General features: G+C 67.9%; 20 protein-coding genes. 14 read left to right on the forward strand and 6 right to left on the reverse strand.

The window, feature by feature from the left end; translation table 11 throughout:
* Nucleotides 1-4: 4 nt before the first annotated feature.
* Nucleotides 5-2,581, reverse strand: a complete 2,577-nt coding sequence (locus DVH23_RS11830; RefSeq protein ID WP_114577640.1) for an RND family transporter — start codon at nucleotides 2,579-2,581, stop codon at nucleotides 5-7.
* A gap of 123 nt (nucleotides 2,582-2,704) precedes the next feature.
* Between DVH23_RS11830 and DVH23_RS11835 the strand changes: the two genes are divergently transcribed.
* Both DVH23_RS11835 and DVH23_RS11840 read left to right on the forward strand, forming a co-directional pair.
* A complete protein-coding gene (locus tag DVH23_RS11835; protein ID WP_114577641.1) occupies nucleotides 2,705-3,331 on the forward strand; it encodes a hypothetical protein in 627 nt (208 codons plus the stop codon).
* 253 nt (nucleotides 3,332-3,584) lie between these two features.
* Complete coding sequence (locus DVH23_RS11840) at nucleotides 3,585-6,233, forward strand: valine--tRNA ligase (protein ID WP_394342631.1); 2,649 nt, start codon at nucleotides 3,585-3,587, stop codon at nucleotides 6,231-6,233.
* Here the strand turns inward: DVH23_RS11840 and DVH23_RS11845 are convergent, their stop codons facing one another.
* Nucleotides 6,234-7,169: a metallophosphoesterase gene (locus DVH23_RS11845; RefSeq protein ID WP_157972396.1), complete on the reverse strand. Its 936-nt coding sequence runs from the start codon at nucleotides 7,167-7,169 to the stop codon at nucleotides 6,234-6,236. It abuts the gene before it with no gap.
* A 142-nt stretch (nucleotides 7,170-7,311) separates the two neighbouring features.
* Here DVH23_RS11845 and DVH23_RS11850 point away from each other — a divergent pair, with 142 nt between their 5' ends.
* The 6 genes from DVH23_RS11850 (at nucleotide 7,312) to DVH23_RS11875 (ending at nucleotide 11,989) form a co-directional block, all read left to right on the forward strand.
* On the forward strand, nucleotides 7,312-8,313 hold the full coding sequence (locus DVH23_RS11850; RefSeq protein ID WP_114577643.1) for a 5-methyltetrahydropteroyltriglutamate--homocysteine methyltransferase: 1,002 nt from the start codon (nucleotides 7,312-7,314) through the stop codon (nucleotides 8,311-8,313).
* Nucleotides 8,310-9,380 (forward strand): methionine synthase, encoded by a 1,071-nt coding sequence (locus tag DVH23_RS11855; protein ID WP_114577644.1) that lies wholly within the window; start codon nucleotides 8,310-8,312, stop codon nucleotides 9,378-9,380. The genes DVH23_RS11850 and DVH23_RS11855 overlap by 4 nt, the downstream gene beginning before the upstream one ends.
* Nucleotides 9,381-9,468: 88 nt before the next feature.
* Nucleotides 9,469-10,155 carry a PHP domain-containing protein gene (locus DVH23_RS11860; protein ID WP_114577645.1) on the forward strand — a complete coding sequence of 229 codons (687 nt, stop codon included), beginning with the start codon at nucleotides 9,469-9,471 and terminating at the stop codon, nucleotides 10,153-10,155.
* Nucleotides 10,152-11,294 (forward strand): asparagine synthase C-terminal domain-containing protein, encoded by a 1,143-nt coding sequence (locus tag DVH23_RS11865; protein ID WP_114577646.1) that lies wholly within the window; start codon nucleotides 10,152-10,154, stop codon nucleotides 11,292-11,294. Before DVH23_RS11860 ends, DVH23_RS11865 begins: the two co-directional genes overlap by 4 nt.
* Before the next feature lie 124 nt (nucleotides 11,295-11,418).
* On the forward strand, nucleotides 11,419-11,712 hold the full coding sequence (locus DVH23_RS11870) for a hypothetical protein (protein WP_114577647.1): 294 nt from the start codon (nucleotides 11,419-11,421) through the stop codon (nucleotides 11,710-11,712).
* Nucleotides 11,713-11,770: 58 nt separating this feature from the next.
* Nucleotides 11,771-11,989: a ribbon-helix-helix domain-containing protein gene (locus DVH23_RS11875; protein WP_092903388.1), complete on the forward strand. Its 219-nt coding sequence runs from the start codon at nucleotides 11,771-11,773 to the stop codon at nucleotides 11,987-11,989.
* A gap of 19 nt (nucleotides 11,990-12,008) precedes the next feature.
* On the opposite strand, the gene DVH23_RS11880 is transcribed toward DVH23_RS11875, so the two are convergent.
* The 3 genes from DVH23_RS11880 to DVH23_RS24250 form a co-directional block, all read right to left on the reverse strand.
* On the reverse strand, nucleotides 12,009-13,532 hold the full coding sequence (locus tag DVH23_RS11880) for a stage II sporulation protein M (protein ID WP_114577648.1): 1,524 nt from the start codon (nucleotides 13,530-13,532) through the stop codon (nucleotides 12,009-12,011).
* A gap of 127 nt (nucleotides 13,533-13,659) precedes the next feature.
* Nucleotides 13,660-14,133 (reverse strand): VOC family protein, encoded by a 474-nt coding sequence (locus tag DVH23_RS11885; RefSeq protein ID WP_114577649.1) that lies wholly within the window; start codon nucleotides 14,131-14,133, stop codon nucleotides 13,660-13,662.
* A gap of 30 nt (nucleotides 14,134-14,163) precedes the next feature.
* The gene (locus tag DVH23_RS24250; RefSeq protein WP_198667917.1) at nucleotides 14,164-14,334 is read right to left on the reverse strand and encodes a hypothetical protein; all 171 of its coding nucleotides are present in this window, start codon (nucleotides 14,332-14,334) and stop codon (nucleotides 14,164-14,166) included.
* 214 nt (nucleotides 14,335-14,548) lie between these two features.
* Here DVH23_RS24250 and DVH23_RS11890 point away from each other — a divergent pair, with 214 nt between their 5' ends.
* Both DVH23_RS11890 and DVH23_RS11895 read left to right on the forward strand, forming a co-directional pair.
* Nucleotides 14,549-14,857, forward strand: a complete 309-nt coding sequence (locus DVH23_RS11890) for a transcription initiation factor IIB family protein (RefSeq protein ID WP_114577650.1) — start codon at nucleotides 14,549-14,551, stop codon at nucleotides 14,855-14,857.
* A 71-nt stretch (nucleotides 14,858-14,928) separates the two neighbouring features.
* On the forward strand, nucleotides 14,929-15,201 hold the full coding sequence (locus tag DVH23_RS11895) for a hypothetical protein (RefSeq protein WP_114577651.1): 273 nt from the start codon (nucleotides 14,929-14,931) through the stop codon (nucleotides 15,199-15,201).
* 58 nt (nucleotides 15,202-15,259) lie between these two features.
* Here DVH23_RS11895 and DVH23_RS11900 read toward each other — a convergent pair whose 3' ends face one another.
* Nucleotides 15,260-15,727 carry a phosphopantetheine adenylyltransferase gene (locus tag DVH23_RS11900; protein ID WP_114577652.1) on the reverse strand — a complete coding sequence of 156 codons (468 nt, stop codon included), beginning with the start codon at nucleotides 15,725-15,727 and terminating at the stop codon, nucleotides 15,260-15,262.
* 110 nt (nucleotides 15,728-15,837) lie between these two features.
* On the opposite strand from DVH23_RS11900, the gene DVH23_RS11905 reads away from it, so the two are divergent.
* The 4 genes from DVH23_RS11905 to hmgB all read left to right on the forward strand — a co-directional run bounded on the left by DVH23_RS11905 (nucleotide 15,838) and on the right by hmgB (nucleotide 20,987).
* Nucleotides 15,838-18,087, forward strand: coding sequence for an NADP-dependent malic enzyme (locus tag DVH23_RS11905; RefSeq protein WP_114577653.1), 2,250 nt, complete (start codon nucleotides 15,838-15,840; stop codon nucleotides 18,085-18,087).
* 63 nt (nucleotides 18,088-18,150) lie between these two features.
* A complete protein-coding gene (fer, locus tag DVH23_RS11910; RefSeq protein WP_114577654.1) occupies nucleotides 18,151-18,798 on the forward strand; it encodes a ferredoxin Fer in 648 nt (215 codons plus the stop codon).
* Nucleotides 18,799-18,959: 161 nt separating this feature from the next.
* Nucleotides 18,960-19,541, forward strand: a complete 582-nt coding sequence (locus tag DVH23_RS11915; RefSeq protein WP_114577655.1) for a DUF2150 family protein — start codon at nucleotides 18,960-18,962, stop codon at nucleotides 19,539-19,541.
* Between the two features lie 108 nt (nucleotides 19,542-19,649).
* Nucleotides 19,650-20,987: a hydroxymethylglutaryl-CoA synthase gene (hmgB, locus tag DVH23_RS11920; RefSeq protein ID WP_114577702.1), complete on the forward strand. Its 1,338-nt coding sequence runs from the start codon at nucleotides 19,650-19,652 to the stop codon at nucleotides 20,985-20,987.
* Nucleotides 20,988-21,017 lie beyond the last annotated feature (30 nt).

The raw sequence follows: 21,017 nt of genomic DNA on the forward strand, positions 1-21,017 counted from the left end.
AGCGCTATTCTCCCGACCTCATCCGCACCAGAACCCGCTCGCGGACGACCAGCAGGCAGGGCAGAACGGTCAGACAGGCGACGAACGCGAAGACGATGCTCAGTCCCGTGACGAGCCCGAAGCGCTGGAGCGGCGGCGCGAGCGCCAGCGCCAGCACGCCGAAGCCCGCTGCGGTCGTGAGCGCACTTCCCAGTAGGGCGCCGCCGGTTCCGGTGATCGTCGCGGCGAGTGCGTCCTCGAGCGAGTCACGATCCTCCCGTTCCGAGACGAACCGCTCGCCGACGTGGATGCTGTAATCGACTCCGAGCCCGATCGCGAGGCTCGTGATGACGGCGGTCTCGCTGTTGAAGGGGAGCTCGAGGAGCGCCATCGCCCCGAGTAGCCAGGCGAGGGCGGCGACGACCGGCGCGAGCGTGATCGCTCCCAGGGTGAGCGTGTGGTGGCGCACCCAGTAGAGGACCGTGAGGAAGGCGAGGATGACGACCAGCGTCACCGCGAACGCCTGGACGAGCGTTTCCAGCAGGGCGTCCTGAATCACCGCGGTCGTCACGGGACCGCCGGCGGCCGTCGCCGTCACCGGCGCGTCCGATTCGATCGCTGCAGCGAGCGCGCGGGTGTCCTCGGCGACGGCCTGGGCGGGCGCGTCGCCCCGAACGGAGACCAGCAGGCGAGCCGATTCGTAGCCGCCGCCGTCCGTTCGCTCGATGACGGTCGAAGCCCGGTCGGCATCGACCTCGAAGAGGACGTCGTAGAGCCCCGCGACGTCCTCGTCGGGGAGGCCGTCGCCGTCCGCGTCGCGTTCGTCAAGGGCAGCAGCGACCGACTCGTTGTCGCCTGCGATTCCCCGGACGACCCTCGCCGGGCTCTCGATCGCGGGAGTGCCGTCGGCCCGGAGGGCGATCGTCTCGCCCTCCGCGGCGGCCGTCGCGTCGTCGATCGCGGCGAGCGCGGCGGGGTCGGTGACGTCCCCGCGTATCAGTACCTGTGACTGGCTTCCCTCCCCGCGCTCGCGGAAGTTGTCGCCCAGGTATTCGGCGTCGTCACTGATGGTGTAGGTGTCGGGCGCGAGCGGTCCCGGCAGGGATTTGGCCCACTCGGGGGCGTCCTCCGGGAGGAAGTCGGCCTGGTTGAACTCCGTGTCGATGCCCGTCGCGCCGTAGGCGCCGCCGGCAGCGAGCAGGAGCGCCACTAAAACGACTGCGAGTGGTGCCCGGCGGACGCCCGCGACGACGCCCGACAGCGCCCGGCCGACGAGGCCGCCCCCGACACCGAACGGCGGTTTCGCGCGGTCGCGGCCGAAGCGTCCCTCGAGGACCGAATCGACCTCGACTTTCAGTGCGGGGACGAACACGCCGAAGACGACGAACGTCGCGAGGATCCCACCCGCAGAGAGGACGGCGAAGTCCTGGATCGCCGGCAGCGGGCTGACGTAGTTCGAGAGGAAGCCGACGGCCGTCGAGAACGTCGCGGCGGCGAGCGCGAGGGTGACGCCCCCGAGTCCGAGGACCATGCCCCTCGCGGCGCCGATCGATCCGGGGTCGCCCGTCTCCCGTCCCGATCCCCCGTCGAGCATCCCCCGTCTGGCCTCCCGGTAGCGCATCACGACGTGCAACGAGTAGTCGATCGCGAGCCCGATCAACAGGAACGGAACCGCGATCAGAAGCTGGCTCGACGGCACCTCGAGCCAGCCCTGGATGCCCGCGAGCCAGGCGAGCACGAGTGCGATCCCGAGGAAGGCGATCAGCACGTCGGCGACGTCTCGGTAGGTGATCGCGAGGATCGAGAGGACGAGGACGAACGCGACGGGCGTGATGATCGCGAAGCTGTCGCCGACGGCACTCGAACTCGCCGCGTCGGTGATCCCTTGCCCGAAGACGAAGGCGTCCTCGAACCGTTCTTCGACCAGCGACTCGATCTCGACCTGGGCGTCGTACGCGAGTCCGGGGTCCTCGTCGGGGCTGCCGTCGTTTTCCTGAAAGACGAACGTGATCCGGGCATCGGCGTCGGTGGTGCCGGGTTCGTAGTCGGCCGGCAGGAACTCGTAGGGATCGCCCTGGACGTCAGCGTCGGGGTCGAGCACGTCGGCGAGGAGCGCCTCGACCTCCTCCTCGGAGCGGTCCTCGATGGCCTCGACTTGCTCGGCGAGATCGGGGTGGCTCGCGTCGGGCGGACCCTCGCTCTCGGCGGCACGGTCCTCGAAGACCGCGCCCGTCGCGACGACGTTCTCGAGACCGACGAACCCCTCGTCGGTCAGCGTCCCGTTGATCGACTCGTTGGCCCGTGCCTCCTCCTGGAGACGTAAGGAGTCGAGCAGTGACTCGCGGGTGAGGACGTCGCCGTCCTCGTCGCGGACGACGATCTGTGCGACGACCGTGTCGTCGGTGCCGTATCGCTCCTCGATCTCCTCGACGGCCCGGGTCTCCTCGGAATCGACGTCGAACTGGCCGATGCCGCCCTCCTCGCTGTCGCCGACGACCGCTCCCGCGGCGACGGCGAGGGTGACGAGGAGAAGGGCGAGGACGACGAGTTTGCTGTGGCCGACGACGAGCCCTGCATAGCGATCGGCGAGGTTCCCCCTCACGATCGCCGCCTCCCGGCTCTCTCCACTCTGCGTCCGACGTCCCTCCGACTCATACCCTGCCTCGGATCCGAGCCTTCATAGCCGTTCGGATGAAACCGGGTTTTGTATAATCCATACCCGATTATGAATACCGATACCTCGCGCGATCGCGGCATTCTGAGTCCCGCCGATCGTGCCTACCTGCTCGGCGAACGGGAGATGAGCCACGACCAGTCGGCGCGCAACGCCGAGGCGCGGATCCGCCGGCGGATACGGGACGCGATCCTCGACTTCGACCTCCTCCTCCATACCCTGTCCGCGAAGGACCGCCGGCAGGTGTTCGACGAGGTCGCGACCGACCCCGAACTGCTGGACGGACTGCGGGCGATGGTCGCGTTCACCTACGTCGGCACCAAAGAGCAGGGCCTCGACTTCGAGGACGTGCTCGTCCCCGCGGTCAGAAACTCCGAGGAGGCCTACGCCGCCAAACGGTTCGACGCCACCGCCGACGTCGAGGTCACGTTTTCGGTCGAAACCAGCGTCAAAGAAAACATCCGGGAGGTCGCTGCCAGTCTCCAGGCCGGCGAGCCCGTCACCCCCGGCGCGCTGTTCTCGCTGGTCATGCAGGGAGAGTACGACCCCGCGGACCACGACGAGATCACGCTCGTCGGCACCGAGGGGGTCGACGACCAGTTCCTCGCCCGGCTCGCGGAGTACCTCGAGGCCGACCTCGAGCGGGTGAGCGACTCGCGGGCCGTCCTGGGGCGGTGACGGCGGCGACGCGAAAAAGCTAACACGGCGGTCCGCCCAGTAGGAGTATGGACGAGCCCGTCGCGATCGGCGCGAACGGTCACACCACCGTCTTCGTAGGGGCCCCGTAGCCCCACCTCTTCACCGCGATTCGACGGATGTATTGTCGCCGACCGGAACCAGCCACACAACGACCAGTATCACCGATGTACGAGAAACCGTTCCCGACGACACGACAGAACCGACGCCCGCCGCGGGCGGTGAGAGCATGAGCATGGACGACCCCGAACACGAGGACGCTCGCGAAGCCGCTCTCGAGGGCGAGTACAACCCGACCGAAGTCGAGGCGAAGTGGCAAGAGCGGTGGGTCGAAGCCGAGACGTACGCCTACGAGGGCGCAGCCGACCCGAACACGGCGTACGCGATCGACACCCCGCCACCGACGGTCTCGGGGAGCCTGCACATGGGCCACCTCTACGGTCACACGCTCCAGGACTTCGCCGCCCGATTCCAGCGGATGGCAAACGGCGAGGTCCTCTTTCCGTTCGGCTACGACGACAACGGGATCGCCTCCGAGCGGCTGACCGAGGAGGACCTCGATATCCGCCACCAGGAGTACGAACGCCGGGAGTTCCAGCGGCTCTGCCGGGAGGTCTGCGCCGAGTACGAAGCGGAGTTCACCGAGCAGATGCAGGGACTGGGGACCTCGATCGACTGGAGCCACACCTACAAGACGATCGAGCCCCGCGTCCAGCGGATCTCACAGCTCTCCTTTCTGGACCTCTACGAGAAGGGCCGGGAGTACCGAAAGAACGCGCCTGCGATCTGGTGTCCAGAGTGCGAGACGGCGATCTCCCAGGTCGAGACCGAGGACGACGAGCGCGACGCCCATTTCAACGACATCGCGTTCGAACTTACGGGAAACGCGCCCCGCGAGGAGTTCGTCATCTCGACGACCCGACCGGAGCTGATTCCGGCCTGCGTCTCGGTTTTCATCCACCCCGACGACGACGCAAACCAGGATCTCATCGGCGAAACCGCACGGGTCCCGATCTTCGGCCACGAGGTCCCGATCATCGCCGATGACCGCGTGGACACGGAGAAAGGGTCGGGCGTCGTGATGTGCTGTACGTTCGGGGACCGAAACGACATCGAGTGGTACCAGGCTCACGACCTCCCCTTGCGGGTGGCGATCGACGAGACCGCGACGATGACCGACCTCGCGGGCGACTACGAGGGTCTGAGTACGGCGGAGGCGAGAACGGAGATCGTCGAGGACCTCGAGAGCGAGGGCCACCTCCGCGACCGCCGCGAGATCGTCCACGCGGTCGGCGTCCACGAACGGTGTGACACACCTGTCGAGTACCGCGTCTCGAAGCAGTGGTACGTCGAGATCCTCGATCACAAGCAGGAGTACCTCGATGCAGGTGCCGAAATGGAGTGGTACCCCGAGAAGATGTTCTCTCGGTACCGCCACTGGATCGAGGGCCTCGAGTGGGACTGGCTGATCTCGCGCCAGCGCGACTCGGGGATTCCGTTCCCGGTGTGGTACTGTACCGACTGCGACCATCCGGTGATGGCCGAGCGCGAGGACCTCCCGGTCGATCCGCTCTCGGACGAGCCGCCCGTCGATGCCTGTCCGAAGTGCGGGGGCGAGAGCTTCGAGCCCGAGGAGGACGTCTTCGACACTTGGGCGACCTCCTCGCTGACGCCGCTGATCAACGCGGGCTGGGACTGGGACGAGGAGAGTGGAGAGTTCCGAATGGAGCATCCTGAACTCTACCCGTTCGATCTCCGTCCGCAGGGCCACGACATCATTTCGTTCTGGCTCTTTCACACCATCGTCAAGTGCTACGAACACACCGGGGAGGTCCCCTTCGACGCGACGATGATCAACGGCCACGTCTTAGACGAGAATCGAGAGAAGATGTCGAAGTCGGAGGGCAACGTCGTCGATCCCGCCGAGGTCATGGACGAGTACCCCATCGACGCGATCCGCTTCTGGGCGGCGAGCGCCGCCGTCGGCGACGACTTCCCCTACCAGGACCAGGACATCGTCGCCGGCGAGAAGCTCATTCGGAAGCTCTGGAACGCCTCGAAACTGGTCGACGACTTAGCGCCCGCCGATCCCGACGAGCCCGAGGAACTGGAGGCGATCGACCGCTGGCTACTGGCCGAACTCGACGCCGCCGTCGCGGACCTGACCGACCACCTCGAGAGCTACGAGTTCGCGAAGGCCCGAAACCGTCTCAGAACGTTCTTCTGGAACACGTTCTGTGACGACTACCTCGAGATCGCCAAAACGCGCGAGGACAGTGCCTCGACGGGCTACGCGCTCCGGCGAGCCCACCGCACGTTCCTGACGCTGTGGGCGCCCTTCCTCCCCCACGTCACCGAGGAGATCTGGCAGGCGCTGTACGCCTCCGAGGGCGAGCTCGCGGAGACCAGCCTCCACACCGGAGAGTGGCCCAGCCCCCAGGGATACGACGCGGATCTCGCGGCCGGCGAGACGGCGATGGAGGTCGTCTCCGCGCTCCGGCGCTACAAGTCCGAGCGCCAGCTTCCACTGAACGCCGACCTCGAACGGGTCGCGGTCTACGGCCCGATCGAGGGCTTCGAGGGCGTGATCCGGGACGTGATGCACGTTAGCGAACTCGAGGCGCTCGAGGATCCACCGGAGATCACGACCGAGGTCGCCGCGATCGACCTCGACTACTCGAAGGTCGGCCCCGAGTACGGCTCGAAGGTCGGCGAGATCGACGCCGGGATCGAGAGCGGGGAGTACGAGGTTCGCGATGGGACCCTCCGGGTCGCCGGCGAGGAACTCGGCTCCGAACTGTTCGAGGTCGAACGCGAGCGGACCTACTCGGGCGACGGCGAGATGGTCGAGACCGAGTCGGCGGTCGTCGTCGTCTCGGAGTAGCTACGGCCCGTCACCGCGACAGCCGTCCGTGAGGGGGAGTCCGGCGAGTTGGGCGGCCGCGAGCAACACCCGCGCGTTCTCCAGGCCGCTCTCCAAGGCCTCAAGCCGGCGGCCGTGATCAGCGACCGGCACCAGCCGGGCGGTCGTTCCAGAGGGGTCGATCTCGAGGACGGTGTAGGAAGCGGGGTAGGGCCCGAGCGCGGGCAGGGTAAACTCCCGGACGCCGCGGGTCCGAGTCACGGACGGAAAGTGGACGTGGCCGGTACAGACGAGCGGGTCGCCTGGAGCGTCCCGGAGGACGGAGACGAGCGTGTCGGCGTTCTCGAACACCGGCGAGGCCGCATCGACGGGGAACGCCTCGGCGGCCTCGAAGAGAAACGACCGGCTCCCGGGGAGGTCGTGGTGGACGGCGACGAGCGGATCCTCGATATCCGAGAGGCGATCGGCGAGCCAGTCGAGGGTCGATTCCGAGAGCCGGCCCATATAGGAGTCGGTCAGCGAGCCGGGCGTCGAGGCGTTCGAGCTCAGTCCGACGAGATCGACGCCGCCGATCCGCTCGTGGAAGGGGAGCGATCCGGGCGTATACCGGCGTTCGAACTCGCCCAGCGAGAGCTTCGGCTCCGATTCCCCGGCAAAGAGGTCGTGGTTGCCGGGGACCGCGAGGAGGGGGGGCTCGATCTCGGCGAGCAGGCGATCCAGGGCCTCGTACTCCTCGCGGGCCCCCCTCTGGACGAGGTCGCCGACGAAGACGACGGCATCGAGGTCGGCGCCGTTTATCGACTCGACGGCGCGCTCGAGGCGCTCGGCGGTCCGGTGGGAGACCCGCCAGGTGCCGGTCGCCGACGTCGAGAGGTGGAGGTCGGCAAGCAGGGCGATGCGCGTTCTCGAGTCGGCGGTCGGACGGTCGAACCGCCCGAGCAGGGGACCGGAACCCATTACTGGAGACCGACCTGCCGCCGGAACGTAATACTGCCGGCCGTCCCCGTCCGAACGCCGACCGTTCCCCGTGTGTGTAATTACCGTGGCGTATTCGCGGACATGGTAAATATTAAGCGTCGGCATAGCCTACTCGACCGCGATGACCGACTACGTCTCGACCACGCCGGGGTTGTTCCCGCTCCCCGACTGGGCGAAAGAGGACCTCTCGGACCTGAAGGGCCACCAGAAGGGTGACCTGATCGGCGGCGACGAGGACGAGGAGATCGCCGCGGCCTACGAGGAGGCCCGCGGCGAGGTGATCGACCGCCAGCGCGAGGCCGGCATCGACCGGATCGCCGAAGGCCAACTGCGGTGGGACGACATGCTCGCCCATCCCCTCGCGGTCCACGACGCAGTCGAGACCCGCGGGATCGTCCGCTACTACGACAACAACAACTTCTACCGCGAGCCCGTCGTCTCCGGCGATCTCGACTTTTCGGGCGACGTCGCGAGCGAACTCGAGGCCGCGAGCGACCGCGTCGAGGAGGGCCTCCAGGCGGTGCTTCCGGGACCGTACTCGCTCGCGGACCTCGCGACCGACGAGCACTACGGCGACGAGGCGGAGTTCCTCGCCGCGATCGCCGACTTCCTCGCGGGCGAGGCCGAGGCGTTCCCCGACCACGAGACGCTGTTCCTGCTCGAGCCCTCGCTCGTCGAGTCCCCGCCGGAAGACGGCGAGGACGAGCGCGCCAGCGAGGCGATCGACGAGGTCGCCAGCGCGACGGATTCGGAGGTCGTCGTCCAGCCCTACTGGGGCGGCCTAGAGGAGAAGGTCTACGCCCACCTGCTCGATGCCGACGTCGACGCCGTCGGCTTCGACTTCGTCTCCGACCGGGAGGACAACGTCTACAACCTCCAGGAGTACGGCGCGCCCGGCTCGATCTCGCTGGGACTGGCCGACGGCCAGAACACGCTCGTCGAGGAGCCCGAGACGATCCGCGAGCGCGTCGAGTGGATCGACGACCAGCTCCCCGTCTCGGCGTTCGAGACGGTCTATCTCACGACGAACACGGAGACGTTCTACCTGCCGTACGCGAAGTTCGAGGCGAAACTCGAGGCGCTCGGGGAGGCCGCGGAGCTCGCGGAGGTGAAAGCCGCATGACCAACGAGAACCGAGACCAGTTCCGACCCGAGGATCACCCGAACGACCACTTCCTGCTTACGACGGTCGTCGGGAGCTATCCCAAGCCCAAGTGGCTGAATCGTGCGAAGGAACTCTACGAGGACGACGACCACGAGTTCGACGACGAGGACTGGAACGAGGCCACTGACGACGCCGCACGCCTGATCACGGCCGAACACGAGCGGGCGGGCCTGGACGTCGTCGTCGACGGCGAGATGCGCCGGACGGAGATGGTCGAGTTCTTCGCCCACCGGATCGAGGGCTACGAGTTCAACGGCCCCGTGAAGGTCTGGGGACACAACTACTTCGACAAGCCGAGCGTGGTGTCGGAAGTCGAGTACGACGAGTCCTGGCTCGTAGACGAGTACGAGTTCACCGCCGGAGCCGCGACCCGCCCGGTGAAAGTACCCATTACCGGCCCGTACACGCTCGCGAACTGGTCCTTTAACGAGGCCTACAGCGACGAGGAGGCCCTCGCCTACGATCTGGCCGACCTCGTCAACGAGGAGATCGAGAAGTTGGTCGAGGCCGGCGCGCGCTACGTCCAGATCGACGAGCCCGCGCTCGCGACGACCCCCGACGACCACGCCATCGTCGGCGAGTGTCTCGAGCGGATCGTCGACGGCCTCCCCGAGGACGTTCGGGTCGGTCTGCACGTCTGTTATGGCGACTACTCCCGGATCTACCCCGAGATCCTCGAGTTTCCCGTCCAGGAGTTCGACCTCGAACTCGCCAACGGCGACTACGAGCAGTTGGACGTCTTCAAAGACCCCGAGTTCACGAAGGACCTCGCGCTCGGCGTCACCGACGCCCACGTCGCCGAGGTCGAGTCCGTCGAGGAGATCGAGGCAAACATCAGGAAGGGTCTCGAGGTCGTCCCGCCCGAACAGCTGGTGATCTCGCCGGACTGTGGCGTGAAGCTCCTCCCCCGAGAAGTGGCCTACGAGAAGATGGCGAACATGGTCGAAGCCGCCAGAAACGTCGAGGAAGACCTCGACGCGGGCGAGATCGATCTCGGCGAGCGGGCGACGCCGGCCGACGACTGATCTGTCCCGCCGGCGGTCGCGGACAACGGGACCCGCCGCGATGGACCGAGGCGCTTTTGACCGGTCCGGACCGAGGGGAGGAAGAACCGTGTTGTCGGTTGAACTCCACGTCCACTCGTCGCTCTCCTATGACGGCCGGGATCCCGTCGAGCTCATCCTCGAACAGGCCGAAGCCGTCGGGCTCGACGCGATCGCCGTCACCGACCACGACGAGATCGCGGCGAGTCGCGAGGCCGCCGCCCGCGCGCCCGACTACGGGCTGGTCGGGATCCCGGGGATGGAAATCTCGAGCAAGGCGGGCCACGTCCTCGGGCTCGGAATCGAGGAGCCGGTCCCCCCGGGGCTCTCGTATGCGACGACCGTAGAGCGGATCCACGAGGCTGGCGGGATCGCGGTCGTCCCCCATCCCTTCCAGGAGTCACGCCATGGCGTGATGGCCCGGATCACCCGCGACGAGCTGGCGGAGGCGGACGCGATCGAGGTCTACAACTCCAGGCTGCTGACCGGGCGGGCGAACCGCCAGGCCGAACGCTTCGCCCGCGAGTACGGCCTGCCGATGACCGCCGGCAGCGACGCCCACGTGAGCGAGATGGTCGGCCAGGCGGTGACCCGCGTCGGGAGCGACGACCGCGAGAGCGGTGCGATCCTCGAGGCGATCGCCGAGGGGAAGACCTCCGTCGAGGGCAAACGGACGCCCTGGCGGATCAGCTTCCGGCAGGCCGCCGGCGGCGTCAAACGCCGGGTGCGAAGCCGGCTGGCCGAGCTCTCGCGATGACCGCGGGCGGACCGACGGAGCTTCGCGGCGGCGTCCTTCCTCGTATCCCCGGCCCCGACAGCGTCCGGGAGGCCCTCGACCGGACGGACCCCCTTCCCGGCACTGGCGGCTTCGCCGGATCGCTCGACGGCCGTCTCGTCAGGGACGTCCTCGGCCGGCGTCCCCTCTACACCGACGGCGAGGACTGGGCGTTCTCGCCGGCCGACCTCGACGACCCAACCCTCTTTCCGGCCGGAACGATCGACGACGACGGGGGCCGGGAGCAGGTATGGGAGCTTCCCGTTCCCGACCCCGAGAGCGACCACGACCCGGCGCTTGAGGCCGTCGATCGCGCGCTCGCCGAAAGCGTCGCGGACGTCCCAGCGGAGGGGACTGCTGTGGCGTTCTCGGGCGGGGTGGATTCGGCCCTGCTCGCCGCCTTCCTGGACGTCCCTCTCTACGTCGCCGGCTTTCCGGGGAGCCACGACATCGAGGCGGCGCGCTCGGCCGCCGCTGCGATGGGCCGCGAGGGGGAGCTGACGGTCGTCGAACTCACACACGGAGCGCTCGAGCGCGCGCTCCCGAAACTCGTCTCCGCCATCGACCGGGCGAACGCGATGGATCTCGGGATCGCCCTTCCCCTCTATCTGACCGCAGAGCGCGCTCGAGAGGAGGGCCACGACCGGCTCGCCCTCGGCCAGGGCGCCGACGAACTGTTCGGGGGCTACGAGAAGGTCGCGACCCTCGATGGACGTGTGGAGGCGACGACCGTCCGAGGGGCCGTCCGCGAGCAGGTCCTGGGGCTTCCCGACGAGCTTCCCCGGGACGTCCTCGCCGTCGAGGCCGCCGGCGTCCGCCCCGTTGCCCCTTACCTCCACGACCGGGTGATCGGGGCGGCCCTCCGACTGCCCCCGGAACTGCTGGTCGAGGGTGGGGGGGACGGGCGACGGAAGATCGCCCTCCGGCGGGTCGCCTCCCGATACCTTCCCGGGGAGGTCGCCGACAGGCCGAAGAAGGCCCTCCAGTACGGCAGCGACGCCGACCGGGAGTTAGATCGGATCGCCCGACGAGCGGGGTACAAGCGCCGGATCGGGAACCACGTCGAGGCGTTCGTCCGGGCGCGACTCCGCGACGACGGGGCGACGGAGGCCGACGAGTAGCGAGGAAAGCCGACGTTCCGGGGACGGGAGGGCGGTCGAAACCGGGTGAAACGGTCGACTCTCCGGAACCGCGTTCGGATACGCCCACTATAACCAAGTCCGATTCGGTGGTCGGTCGCCCTGCATGGCGAGCAAACAACGGCTCCAGGAGGAATCCGAATCCAGGTATAGAGAGATGGGCGGCGAGGAGATGGTCGGTCCCGCGTTCCTCGCGTCGGTCGCATCGGTCGGGCTCTCGTGGTACTACTTCTTCGTTCGCGGCGACCGCGAGCGGGGGCTGTTCGTCGGGCTCTGGCCGCCGACGATCCTCGCCTTCGCGAGCTACATGAACCAGCGGCGGATGCGCCGCCAGCTCGAAGCGATCACGAACCCCGGAACGAAGATCAAAGACGCCATAGAGGGCGTAATGAAGAGCTGAGTCGGCCGATCACGGGCCCCGTCAGTCTTAAATACCCCCTCGCCGAAAGCCGAATCGGATGCCGAAAGTAGAGATCACGATACCGGAGCACCTCGAGATGCAGATCGCCCAGATGGTCGAACGCGGCGAGTTCGTCAACCGCGAGGAGGCGATCGAGGATCTCCTCTCGACCGGTATCAAGGCCTACAAGACAAGCGGGCCGATGGACGAGGATGAGACCGGCGGCGGGCTCGAGGACGACGGGATGATGGGCCACGACGACGAGTACGTCTTCTGACCGGTCGAAACTCGTCCTCTCAGAACAGGACCCGATAGTAGTACGGGCTGACGAGCCCTTCGATCAGCCCGGCGACCGCGAGCAGGAGTCCGACGCCGACGAGCACCCGGAACGCGCCCTCGAGTTCGTCGGCCAGCCCGTCCCGGCCGAGTCCGCCCCGCCAGGCCTGCCAGCCGACGACCCCGAGACGGATCCCGAGGGCGCCGGCGACGAAGATCGCGGGGATCTCGAGGACCCCGTGGGGCGCGACGAACGCGAGTAGCTCGGCGGGATCGGCCTCGAGGCGACCGTAGATTCCCAGCATCAGCCCGTTGAACCAGATCGAGACGACCGCGGGGACCGCGAGGACGACGCCGCCGAAGGCGGTCGTCAGCGCGACCGTCCAGTTGTTCGCGAAGAACTCGACTGCGGCCCCGAGCGGCCGGTGGCCCTCCAGGCGGGCCGCGATCGAGGCCTCGAGAGTACCCTCGAAGGGGGCGATGGCGACCCATCCCATTCCGAAGCCGGCGAGCCCGGTCGCGACGGCGAGGGCATGGAGTCCCGGACGGCCGCGGACGAAGGCCGCGAGTTCGGCCCATCCCCGGCGGAGCCCGCCGGCGAACTGGCTCGCGAGCGAGCGCTCTGCGGGCGCGGGAATCGCCAGGGGGTCGCGGTAGTCGGCGTACAACCCGGTCTTGATGAGGTCAAGGACGGGGAAGACGAGGAGGGTCCCGACGAGCGGGACGAGCGCCGTCACCGAGACCAGCGAGAGGACGCCGGCGGCGACCGCGGAGCCGACGGCGGCGGCGACCGCGAGGACGTAGTAGAAGACGGCCCCCGAGAGCCGGCGCCGGACGAACCCCGCCGCGTGTCGGACCGACCGGAACGCGCCGACGCCGTCGACGACGACCGCGACGGGGGCAAAGGCGAACAGCGCACGGACGACGAGGACGGCGACCAGCCACAGGAGCCCGCCCAGGAGACCGACGAAGGCCGCGACGATCGGGTCGCCGACACCCGTGACGGTGACCCCGGTGGCGAGCGAGGCGAGCACCCCGACCCCGATCGTGACGCCGATCCAGGCGAGGATCTCCAGCAGGTAGAGCCCGAGGATCGAGAGCCAGTACCGACGGACGCCGGCGATCCCGGCGACGAGCCCGCGCTCGCCCCGCAGCCGGGCGCGACAGGCCGCGAGCCGGCCCGCGGTCACGCCCGCGTACAGCACGACGATCACGGCGACCGTCAGGAGCACGGCGAGGACGAGCACGGCCGTCGTCCCCGGCGTGAAAAGCGGCTCCAGCGCCGAGAACAGGGTTTCGCTCCACTCGGCGACCGCATCGGGATCGTTCGCGGGGGGCTCGGACTCGAGGGCGGCGAGGTCCTCGCGGGCGGTCGCGAGCCGCCCCGAGGCCGCGAGCCGGAGGTAGACGACGGCGAGTCCGAGAAAGGTCACCACCCGACCGATCGTCGGGACCGCCGCGCTGAGAACGTACAACGGGAGGAGATCGGTGGGGCGGTTCCGGAGCGTCCTAGCGGCCGCCGTCACCGACTCGGAGAGGCGCATGGCGGAATATCGCGGCGCTGGTCAGTTAAACGAACCGACCGCTTTCGTCCGGTCGGGGATGGCGGTGGACCGTTCGATCGCGGCGCAGTATGGCGATTGACGGCGCACTGACTCGTCTCCGACCGTATCAGTCGGGAGCCATCCCTTTCGCCCCCAATTCCTCGAGGGCCGCCTCCGACTTCTCGAGAGCGAGGTCCATCCCCGCGAGGACGCTCCCGGCCTTGGTGAACTGGATCTCCCCGTAGACGACGACCTGGATCCGGTTGCCCCAGGGATCGTGGAAGTCGATCCCGTCGGTGTCGAGCCGGGAGACGTCGAGCGCATCGAGGCGGTCCTCGACGGCCCTGCTGTCGTCTACGACGAGGCCGACGTGGCGATGGCCGTCGCGTCCGTCCGCTCCGTCGGTCTCCATCAGCGCCAGGAACTGATCGCCCATGTCGAGGAAGGCGGCGGTCTCCGAGCGCCCCCGAAGCGGGAACTCGAAGATCGAGCCGTAGAACTCTATGGCTTCGTCGACGTCGCCGACCTCGAGGGCAGTGTGGTTGATGCCGACGAGTCTGGCGCGGTCCTCGGCGCTTCCGGTGTCGTCCTCGTCCGTCATACTTCCGGCTTCGGCCTTTGCTCCCAAATGCTAGTGGGTCACCGGCTCCTCGGGCGACCAGTCCGGGGCGACGATGAAGGTGACGTGTTCGTCGTCCCGGAGCTGGTGGCGCTCGGCGGCCTGCTCGGCGAGGCCGCGCTCGCGGTAGGCGATCTCGAGGCCACAGCCGGTACAGACGAGTTTACACGTCGGTGGGGTCATCGTGGGGCGTCGGACGGACGACGGCTCGCGCCCCCATTAGTACGTGTCACGTATACAACTATGTCCGGTCCGGAAGCGGATCGCCGGAGGCGGCGATTGGCCGTAGCCGATCGTTGCACCGAGTATCCGGTCGTTGATACGACCGTCACGCGCTCCCGACAGTTACGAGCCGCGGGGAGTGGGCTTATGATCCTCGGGCGGGTACCGGGTTTCAATGCATAGCGCGCGCGAACGCGTCGAACACGAGCGCTGGCTCGCCGAGATCGCACGGATCGGCGACGGCCTCGACCTCTCCCCCGAGGCGATATCGTGTGCCGAGGACCTCTTTCTCGCGGACGTGCCGGCGGCCGACCGGTCGAAGCGGGTCGCCGCCGCGGCCAGCCTCTACGCCGGCGGGTTGATCGCAGGCGACGGCCGCTCGCAGGGGGAGGTCGCCGACGCCGCTGACGTCTCCCGGCTCTCGATCCAGCAACGCTGGAAGGCGGTCGTCGAACGGGCGGGACTGGAGGCGCCGGGCTGGTAGGACCTCGCTGCCGGGTCGTGTCGGGCACGCCGACCGGCAGGTGTATGACGGGTTTCCAACAACAGTCACGTATGCACCCGGCCCGGTTCGTTTCGTACTGTTTCGTCTATAGCGGCGCGTTGCTGGTAGCGATGCATCTCCTGCTATTCAGCCCGGGTCGCTGGCTCGTCACGATCGGAAACGCCGCGACCGGTCTCATCATCGTGGCAACGGGGGGATACAGGATCGTGTCGGAACGGGGCGAGCAGAGCCCGGAGAAGTACAGTCTGATCACCTACGTCATGGGGGCGTTCGCGCTCCTAGTGACGGCGCTGTTTCTGGTCGCACTTTCGATAGCCTGGTAGGGTCCCGTCGTGTCCGGGAGAGGATTTCCTCCGGACCGGGATCGAATCGGGAGCCGTGCTACCGCCGGTTCAGTACCCGGCCGTGCTCGTCGATCTCGCCGTTGACGATCCGGGTGCTCGAGATGATCTCGCCGTCGGCGGCGCGTTCGTGAGGGACGACGAGGAGTTCGAGGGGGTCGTGGCCCCGCTCGCGCCGGAGGTCGTTGATCCGCAGGCCCCCATCGACGGTTTCGGGGGAGACGATCAGCATGTCAAAGGCGGGTTCGGTCGCGATCCCCGTCGGTTCCTCCAGCGGGCGGATCTCGAACTCCCGGCCGTGCTCGCGGGCGAGGGGCTCGAGCTCGGCCGCGAGGTCGCGTTCGCGCTCGTCGTAGGGACGGATCTCCCGGTCCTCGTGGCGGGTCTTCGGGGCGAGCTCGTCGCTGGTCAGCCCGACGGTCACGTCCCCGTGTTCGAACGCCCGTTCGAACAGCCGGCGGTGGCCGTCGTGGACGGGGTCGAACGTCCCTCCGAGCGCGACGTTCATACCTCTCCCACTGGCGGCGAGCGTATAAAGGGGTCGGCCGACGACTGACTTCGTCGATCGTCGAACACCCCGTTCACATCATTTTTGTACCTCGGTTCTGTGGGTCCAATATGGGACTCGACGAGGACGCCCTCGACTACCACCGAACCGAACCGCCAGGGAAGCTAGAGATTTCCACGACGAAACCGACGAACACCCAGCGGGACCTCTCGCTTGCGTACTCGCCGGGCGTCGCCGCGCCCTGTATGGAGATCCACGAGGACGAAACCGAAGCCTACAGCTACACCGCGAAGGGGAATTTAGTGGGCGTGGTCTCGAACGGCTCGGCGGTGCTGGGACTGGGCGACATCGGCGCCCAGGCCGGAAAGCCCGTCATGGAGGGCAAGGGAGTGCTGTTCAAACGGTTCGCCGACATCGACGTCTTCGACATCGAACTCGACGAGGCCGACCCCAACCGGTTCGCCGACGCCGTCAAGATGATGGAGCCGACGTTCGGCGGGATCAATCTCGAGGACATCAAGGCCCCCGAGTGTTTCACGATCGAGGAACGCCTGCGCGAGGAGATGGACATTCCCGTCTTCCACGACGACCAGCACGGCACCGCGATCATTAGCGGGGCCGCCCTCGTAAACGCCGCCGACGTCGCCGGCAAGGACCTGGCGGACCTCGAGATCGTCTTCTCGGGGGCGGGCGCGAGCGCGCTCGCGACGGCGCGCTTTTACGTCTCGCTGGGCGCCCGTCCCGAGAACATCCTCATGCTCGACTCCTCGGGGATCATCACCGAGGAGCGCGCCCGTCAGGGCGACGTCAACGAGTACAAACGGGAGTTCGCCCGCGACGTTCCCGGTGGAGATCTCGCGGACGCGATGCGGGGAGCGGACGTCTTCGTGGGGCTGTCGGTGGGCGGGATCGTCAGCAAGGAGATGGTCCGATCGATGGCCGAGGACCCGATCGTCTTCGCGATGGCCAACCCCGACCCCGAGATCGGCTACGAGGAGGCCAAGGCCGCCCGCGAGGACACGGTCATCATGGCCACCGGCCGCTCGGACTACCCCAACCAGGTCAACAACGTCCTCGGATTCCCCTTCATTTTCCGGGGCGCACTCGACGTCCGGGCCAGCGAAATCAACGAGGCGATGAAGGTCGCTGCCGCACGCGCACTCGCCGACCTCGCCCGCCGGGACGTCCCCGACGCGGTCGTCAAAGCCTACGGCGACCAGCCGATCCAGTACGGCCCCGACTACATCATCCCGAAACCCGTCGACCCCCGGGTGCTGTTCGAGGTCGCCCCTGCGGTCGCAGAGGCGGCCATCGAGAGCGGCGCCGCCCGCGCCGACCTCGAGGCCGACGAGTACGAAGAACGGCTCGAGGCCCGCCTCGGGAAGTCCCGGGAGATGATGCGGGTCGTCCTCAACAAAGCGAAAAGCGAGCCAAAGCGGGTCGCGCTCGCGGAGGGCGACGACGAGAAGATGATTCGGGCGGCCTACCAGCTCGAAGAACAGGGGATCGCCGAGCCGGTACTGATCGGCGAGGAAGACGGGATCAAGCGGACCGCCGCCAACCTCGGGCTCGATTTCCAGCCCGCGGTCGCCGACCCGACGACCGGCGAGTACGACGCCTACACGGACCGACTCTACGAACTCCGCCGCCGCAAGGGGATCACCCGCTCCGAGGCCGAGGAGCTCGTCGCCCGCGACACCAACTACTTCGGGAGCGTGATGGTCGAGCAGGGTGACGCCGACGCCCTGCTGACGGGGCTGACCCATCACTATCCGTCGGCGCTCCGGCCACCCCTGCAGGTGATCGGGACGGCGCCCGACGTCGATTACGCCGCCGGCGTCTACATGCTCACCTTCAAGAACCAGGTGATCTTCGTCGCCGACGCGACGGTCAACCAGAGCCCCGACGAGGACGTCCTCACGGAGGTCACCAAACAAACCGGGAAGCTCGCCCGCCGGTTCAACGTCGAGCCACGGGCCGCGCTCCTCTCGTACTCGGACTTCGGTAGCGTCGACAACGAGGGCACCCGCAAACCCAGGAAGGCCGCGAAGGCCCTCCAGGACGACCCGGAGGTCGACTTCCCGGTCGACGGCGAGATGCAGGCCGACACCGCCGTCGTCGAGGACATTCTCAATGGAACGTACGAGTTCTCCGAACTCGAGGAGGCCGCGAACGTGCTCGTCTTTCCCAACTTGGAGGCGGGCAACATCGGCTACAAGCTCCTCCAGCGTCTCGGCGGTGCGGAGGCGATCGGCCCGATGCTCGTCGGGATGGACAGGCCGGTTCACGTCCTCCAGCGCGGCGACGAAGTAAAGGACATCGTCAACCTGGCGAGCGTTGCCGTCGTCGACGCCCAGTAGGGAGGATCCGGGAGGGACGGCCGCCCCCGGAGCACTTATTGCGTTCATCTCGCTACACACGATGTGGAGTCCCCGTTCGACGTCCTCCGAATCGCTCCCGACGCCGACGACGCCGAAATAGAGCGGGCCTACCGGGAGCGGGTCAAGGAGGCCCACCCCGACCACGGCGGCAGCGCCGATGAGTTCCAGCGGGTCAGGGCGGCCTACGAGGCCGCCGCCGCCGACGCGCTCGCCGATCCCGCGGACTACGCCTCCGAGGACGACCCCGATCCCGCCGAGCCCGACGAGGAAACGTACCGGATCGAGTATCTGAACTACGAACGCCTCGCCGACCGGGGGTGGGGTCTTACCGACGCGGACCTCTTCGAGAAGGCCTCGATGGCCGACTTCCCCGCGGGCGACTACGGCCGCTTCCTCGCCGACCCCCACGAGACGCTGCTGGAAGCCGCCGAGGACCGTGGCTTTTCCTGGCCGTATGCCTGTCGGGGTGGCGCCTGTGCGAACTGTGCGGTCGCGGTGATCGACGGCGAGATGACGACGCCCGTCGACCACATCCTCCCCGAGGAGATGACCGATCGGGGGATCCGGCTCTCGTGTGTCGGCGAGCCGATCACCGAGGATATGCGGGTCGTCTACAACGTCAAGCATCTGCCCGAACTCGACGACCTCCGCTTGCCGCCCCGCCCCTTCGAGGGGGCGGCGGTCGATTGATCCGGTCTCCCGGTGGCCCGTCCGGGCCTCGTGGTCCACGGTGGGTGCGCTTTCGGACGGAACCGGAGATCAGTCGGTAGCGCCCTCCTCGGCCCGGTTTTTCTTCTTCGGGACGGCGAGCCTAGAGAAAGGCCTTTCACGCGGCCGGTGTAGGTGGGCGTATGAGCAACCCCCCTACCGAGTTCTACTCGGAAGAACGCTGGCAGAACTGGATCGGCCGCATCGACGACGAGGAGATCGACCCCGAGGACGAGGACTCCGCGCGACTCCTCTTGAACCTCCAGGACGACACCGCGATCGCGATCGCGAAGATCGTCTCGGCGTACGACGACGGCGACCTGAGCGAGGAGGAGGCCTTAGAAGAGATCGGGGACGTCCGCGAGATCGTCCTCGCGGAAGTCGAGATCGACGACGAGGAGAAAGTGATGCTCGTCGACGGCGTCCAGACGAGCCTCGTCTGCGTCTTCATCGCCGCAGAGGAGTACGTCGCGGGCGGCCCCGCCGAGGAGGCGAGCGTCGAGGAGTACCTCCGGGCGGCCGCGAACGCCGAGGCCGAGGAGGATCTGGACTCGGCGCTTGGCTACGCCGCACAGGCCGGCACGCTCGTCATCGACGGCGAGAACCTGGACATCTCGGTCGCCGAGGATCTGGAGTACGGCCTCGTCACCGAGTGGATCAACGGACTCGACAGCCTCCAGAGCGCGATGAGCGATCCGGAACTGATCGAGGAAGACGAGGAGTAAGCCGGCAGGGGGACTCTCAGGAGATCGGGCCCACGAGAGCCGTTCGGATCGACACGCGTCGAAACGCGGAACGACACTACCTTGTAGCCACGCCCGCACGTAATGGGCATGAACACCGTCGGTATCGACGCCGTCGAGATCTGGACGGGGAACCTGCGTCTGGATCTCCCGGACACCTTCGCTCCCCAGAAGGGCGAGGACCCAGAGAAGTACACGAAGGGACTGGGGCTGAACGCCTCTTCGTTCCCGGACAGCTACGAGGACATCGTCACGATGGCCGCGAACGCCGCCTACCGGCTGATGGATCGCAAGGGACTCGAACCCGAGGACATCGGTCGGATCGACGTCGCCACCGAGAGCGCCTTCGACAACTCGAAGCCGGTCTCGACGTACGTCGCGGGCTGTCTCGAGCAGGTGTACGGCCAGGACTTCCACCACGCCAACAAGGGCGAGCGGAAGTTCGCCTGCATCGCGGGCACCCAGAGCCTCGACGACGCCTACAACTGGATCAAGGCGGGCCGGAATCGGGGCCGAGGTGCCCTGGTGATCGCGACCGACACCGCCCTCTACGCGCGGGGCGACGCCGGCGAGGCGACCCAGGGCGCGGGCGCGGTCGCGATGTACATCACCGAGGACCCCTCGCTGGTCGAACTCTCGACCGAACAGGGCTACGGGAGCGCCGACGAGACCGACTTCCTCAAGCCCAACCAGCAGTTCCCCTCAGTCGACGGCAAACGCTCGGTCCAGGTCTACCTCGCGCGGATGCGCGAGGCGCTGACCGACTACGAATCCGTCGCCGGCGACATCCACCCCGACGACATCGCCTACGTCCCCTTCCACACCCCGTTCCCGGGAATGGTCCGGAAGGCCGGCCTGCTGGCCTACCGCCACGTCACCCGCGACACCGAGATCGAGGAGGAACTCGCGGCCGAGATCGGCCGCCAGCCCCGCCGCGAGGCGTTCGACGACGAGGACGCGTATCGGGAGGCCGTCCGGGAGTACATGGACGCGCTGAAGGAGACCGACCGCTACCGGGAGTGGTACGCCGAGACCATCGACCCGACGCTAACCATCTCCCGGGAGGTCGGCAACTGGTACACCGGCTCGGTCCACGTCGCCCGTGCGAGCGCGCTCAAACACGCCCTCGAGGACGGCCGGGACCTCGCGGGCGAGTCGCTGTACGTCGGCTCCTACGGCAGCGGCGCCCAGGCCGAGATCCACGAGGAGACCGTCGTCGAGGGCTGGGAGGCAGAGATCGAGGCGCTGAACGTGGACGCCCAGCTCGCCGACCGCCACGACCTCACCTGGGAGGAGTACGAGCGGATCCACGACGCCCACAACCACGACGTCGACAGCGACGTCGAACCGCTGACGACCCCCGAGGACGAGTTCGCCTTCGACGGCTGGGGGCCGATGGGCGAGCGCCAGTACCGGTTCGTCGAGTAGCGCCGAGGGGCCCGCGAGCCAGAGAGGTGC

It is taken from the genome of Saliphagus sp. LR7 (genome assembly GCF_003344565.1).
GTDB lineage: Archaea > Halobacteriota > Halobacteria > Halobacteriales > Natrialbaceae > Saliphagus > Saliphagus infecundisoli.

What these genes read in the sequence shown, in the direction of transcription:
- DVH23_RS11845 (WP_157972396.1), bottom strand. Translation starts at nt 7,169, where the DNA reads ATGGGTTCCGGTCCCCTGCTCGGGCGGTTCGACCGTCCGACCGCCGAC.
- DVH23_RS11890 (WP_114577650.1), top strand. Translation starts at nt 14,549, where the DNA reads ATGCATAGCGCGCGCGAACGCGTCGAACACGAGCGCTGGCTCGCCGAG.
- DVH23_RS11855 (WP_114577644.1), top strand. Translation starts at nt 8,310, where the DNA reads ATGACCAACGAGAACCGAGACCAGTTCCGACCCGAGGATCACCCGAAC.
- DVH23_RS11880 (WP_114577648.1), bottom strand. Translation starts at nt 13,532, where the DNA reads ATGCGCCTCTCCGAGTCGGTGACGGCGGCCGCTAGGACGCTCCGGAAC.
- DVH23_RS11865 (WP_114577646.1), top strand. Translation starts at nt 10,152, where the DNA reads ATGACCGCGGGCGGACCGACGGAGCTTCGCGGCGGCGTCCTTCCTCGT.
- DVH23_RS11835 (WP_114577641.1), top strand. Translation starts at nt 2,705, where the DNA reads ATGAATACCGATACCTCGCGCGATCGCGGCATTCTGAGTCCCGCCGAT.
- DVH23_RS11870 (WP_114577647.1), top strand. Translation starts at nt 11,419, where the DNA reads ATGGCGAGCAAACAACGGCTCCAGGAGGAATCCGAATCCAGGTATAGA.
- DVH23_RS11915 (WP_114577655.1), top strand. Translation starts at nt 18,960, where the DNA reads ATGAGCAACCCCCCTACCGAGTTCTACTCGGAAGAACGCTGGCAGAAC.
- DVH23_RS11895 (WP_114577651.1), top strand. Translation starts at nt 14,929, where the DNA reads ATGCACCCGGCCCGGTTCGTTTCGTACTGTTTCGTCTATAGCGGCGCG.
- DVH23_RS11850 (WP_114577643.1), top strand. Translation starts at nt 7,312, where the DNA reads ATGACCGACTACGTCTCGACCACGCCGGGGTTGTTCCCGCTCCCCGAC.
- DVH23_RS11840 (WP_394342631.1), top strand. Translation starts at nt 3,585, where the DNA reads ATGGACGACCCCGAACACGAGGACGCTCGCGAAGCCGCTCTCGAGGGC.
- DVH23_RS11875 (WP_092903388.1), top strand. Translation starts at nt 11,771, where the DNA reads ATGCCGAAAGTAGAGATCACGATACCGGAGCACCTCGAGATGCAGATC.
- DVH23_RS11900 (WP_114577652.1), bottom strand. Translation starts at nt 15,727, where the DNA reads ATGAACGTCGCGCTCGGAGGGACGTTCGACCCCGTCCACGACGGCCAC.
- DVH23_RS11905 (WP_114577653.1), top strand. Translation starts at nt 15,838, where the DNA reads ATGGGACTCGACGAGGACGCCCTCGACTACCACCGAACCGAACCGCCA.
- DVH23_RS11885 (WP_114577649.1), bottom strand. Translation starts at nt 14,133, where the DNA reads ATGACGGACGAGGACGACACCGGAAGCGCCGAGGACCGCGCCAGACTC.
- DVH23_RS24250 (WP_198667917.1), bottom strand. Translation starts at nt 14,334, where the DNA reads ATGACCCCACCGACGTGTAAACTCGTCTGTACCGGCTGTGGCCTCGAG.
- hmgB (WP_114577702.1), top strand. Translation starts at nt 19,650, where the DNA reads ATGAACACCGTCGGTATCGACGCCGTCGAGATCTGGACGGGGAACCTG.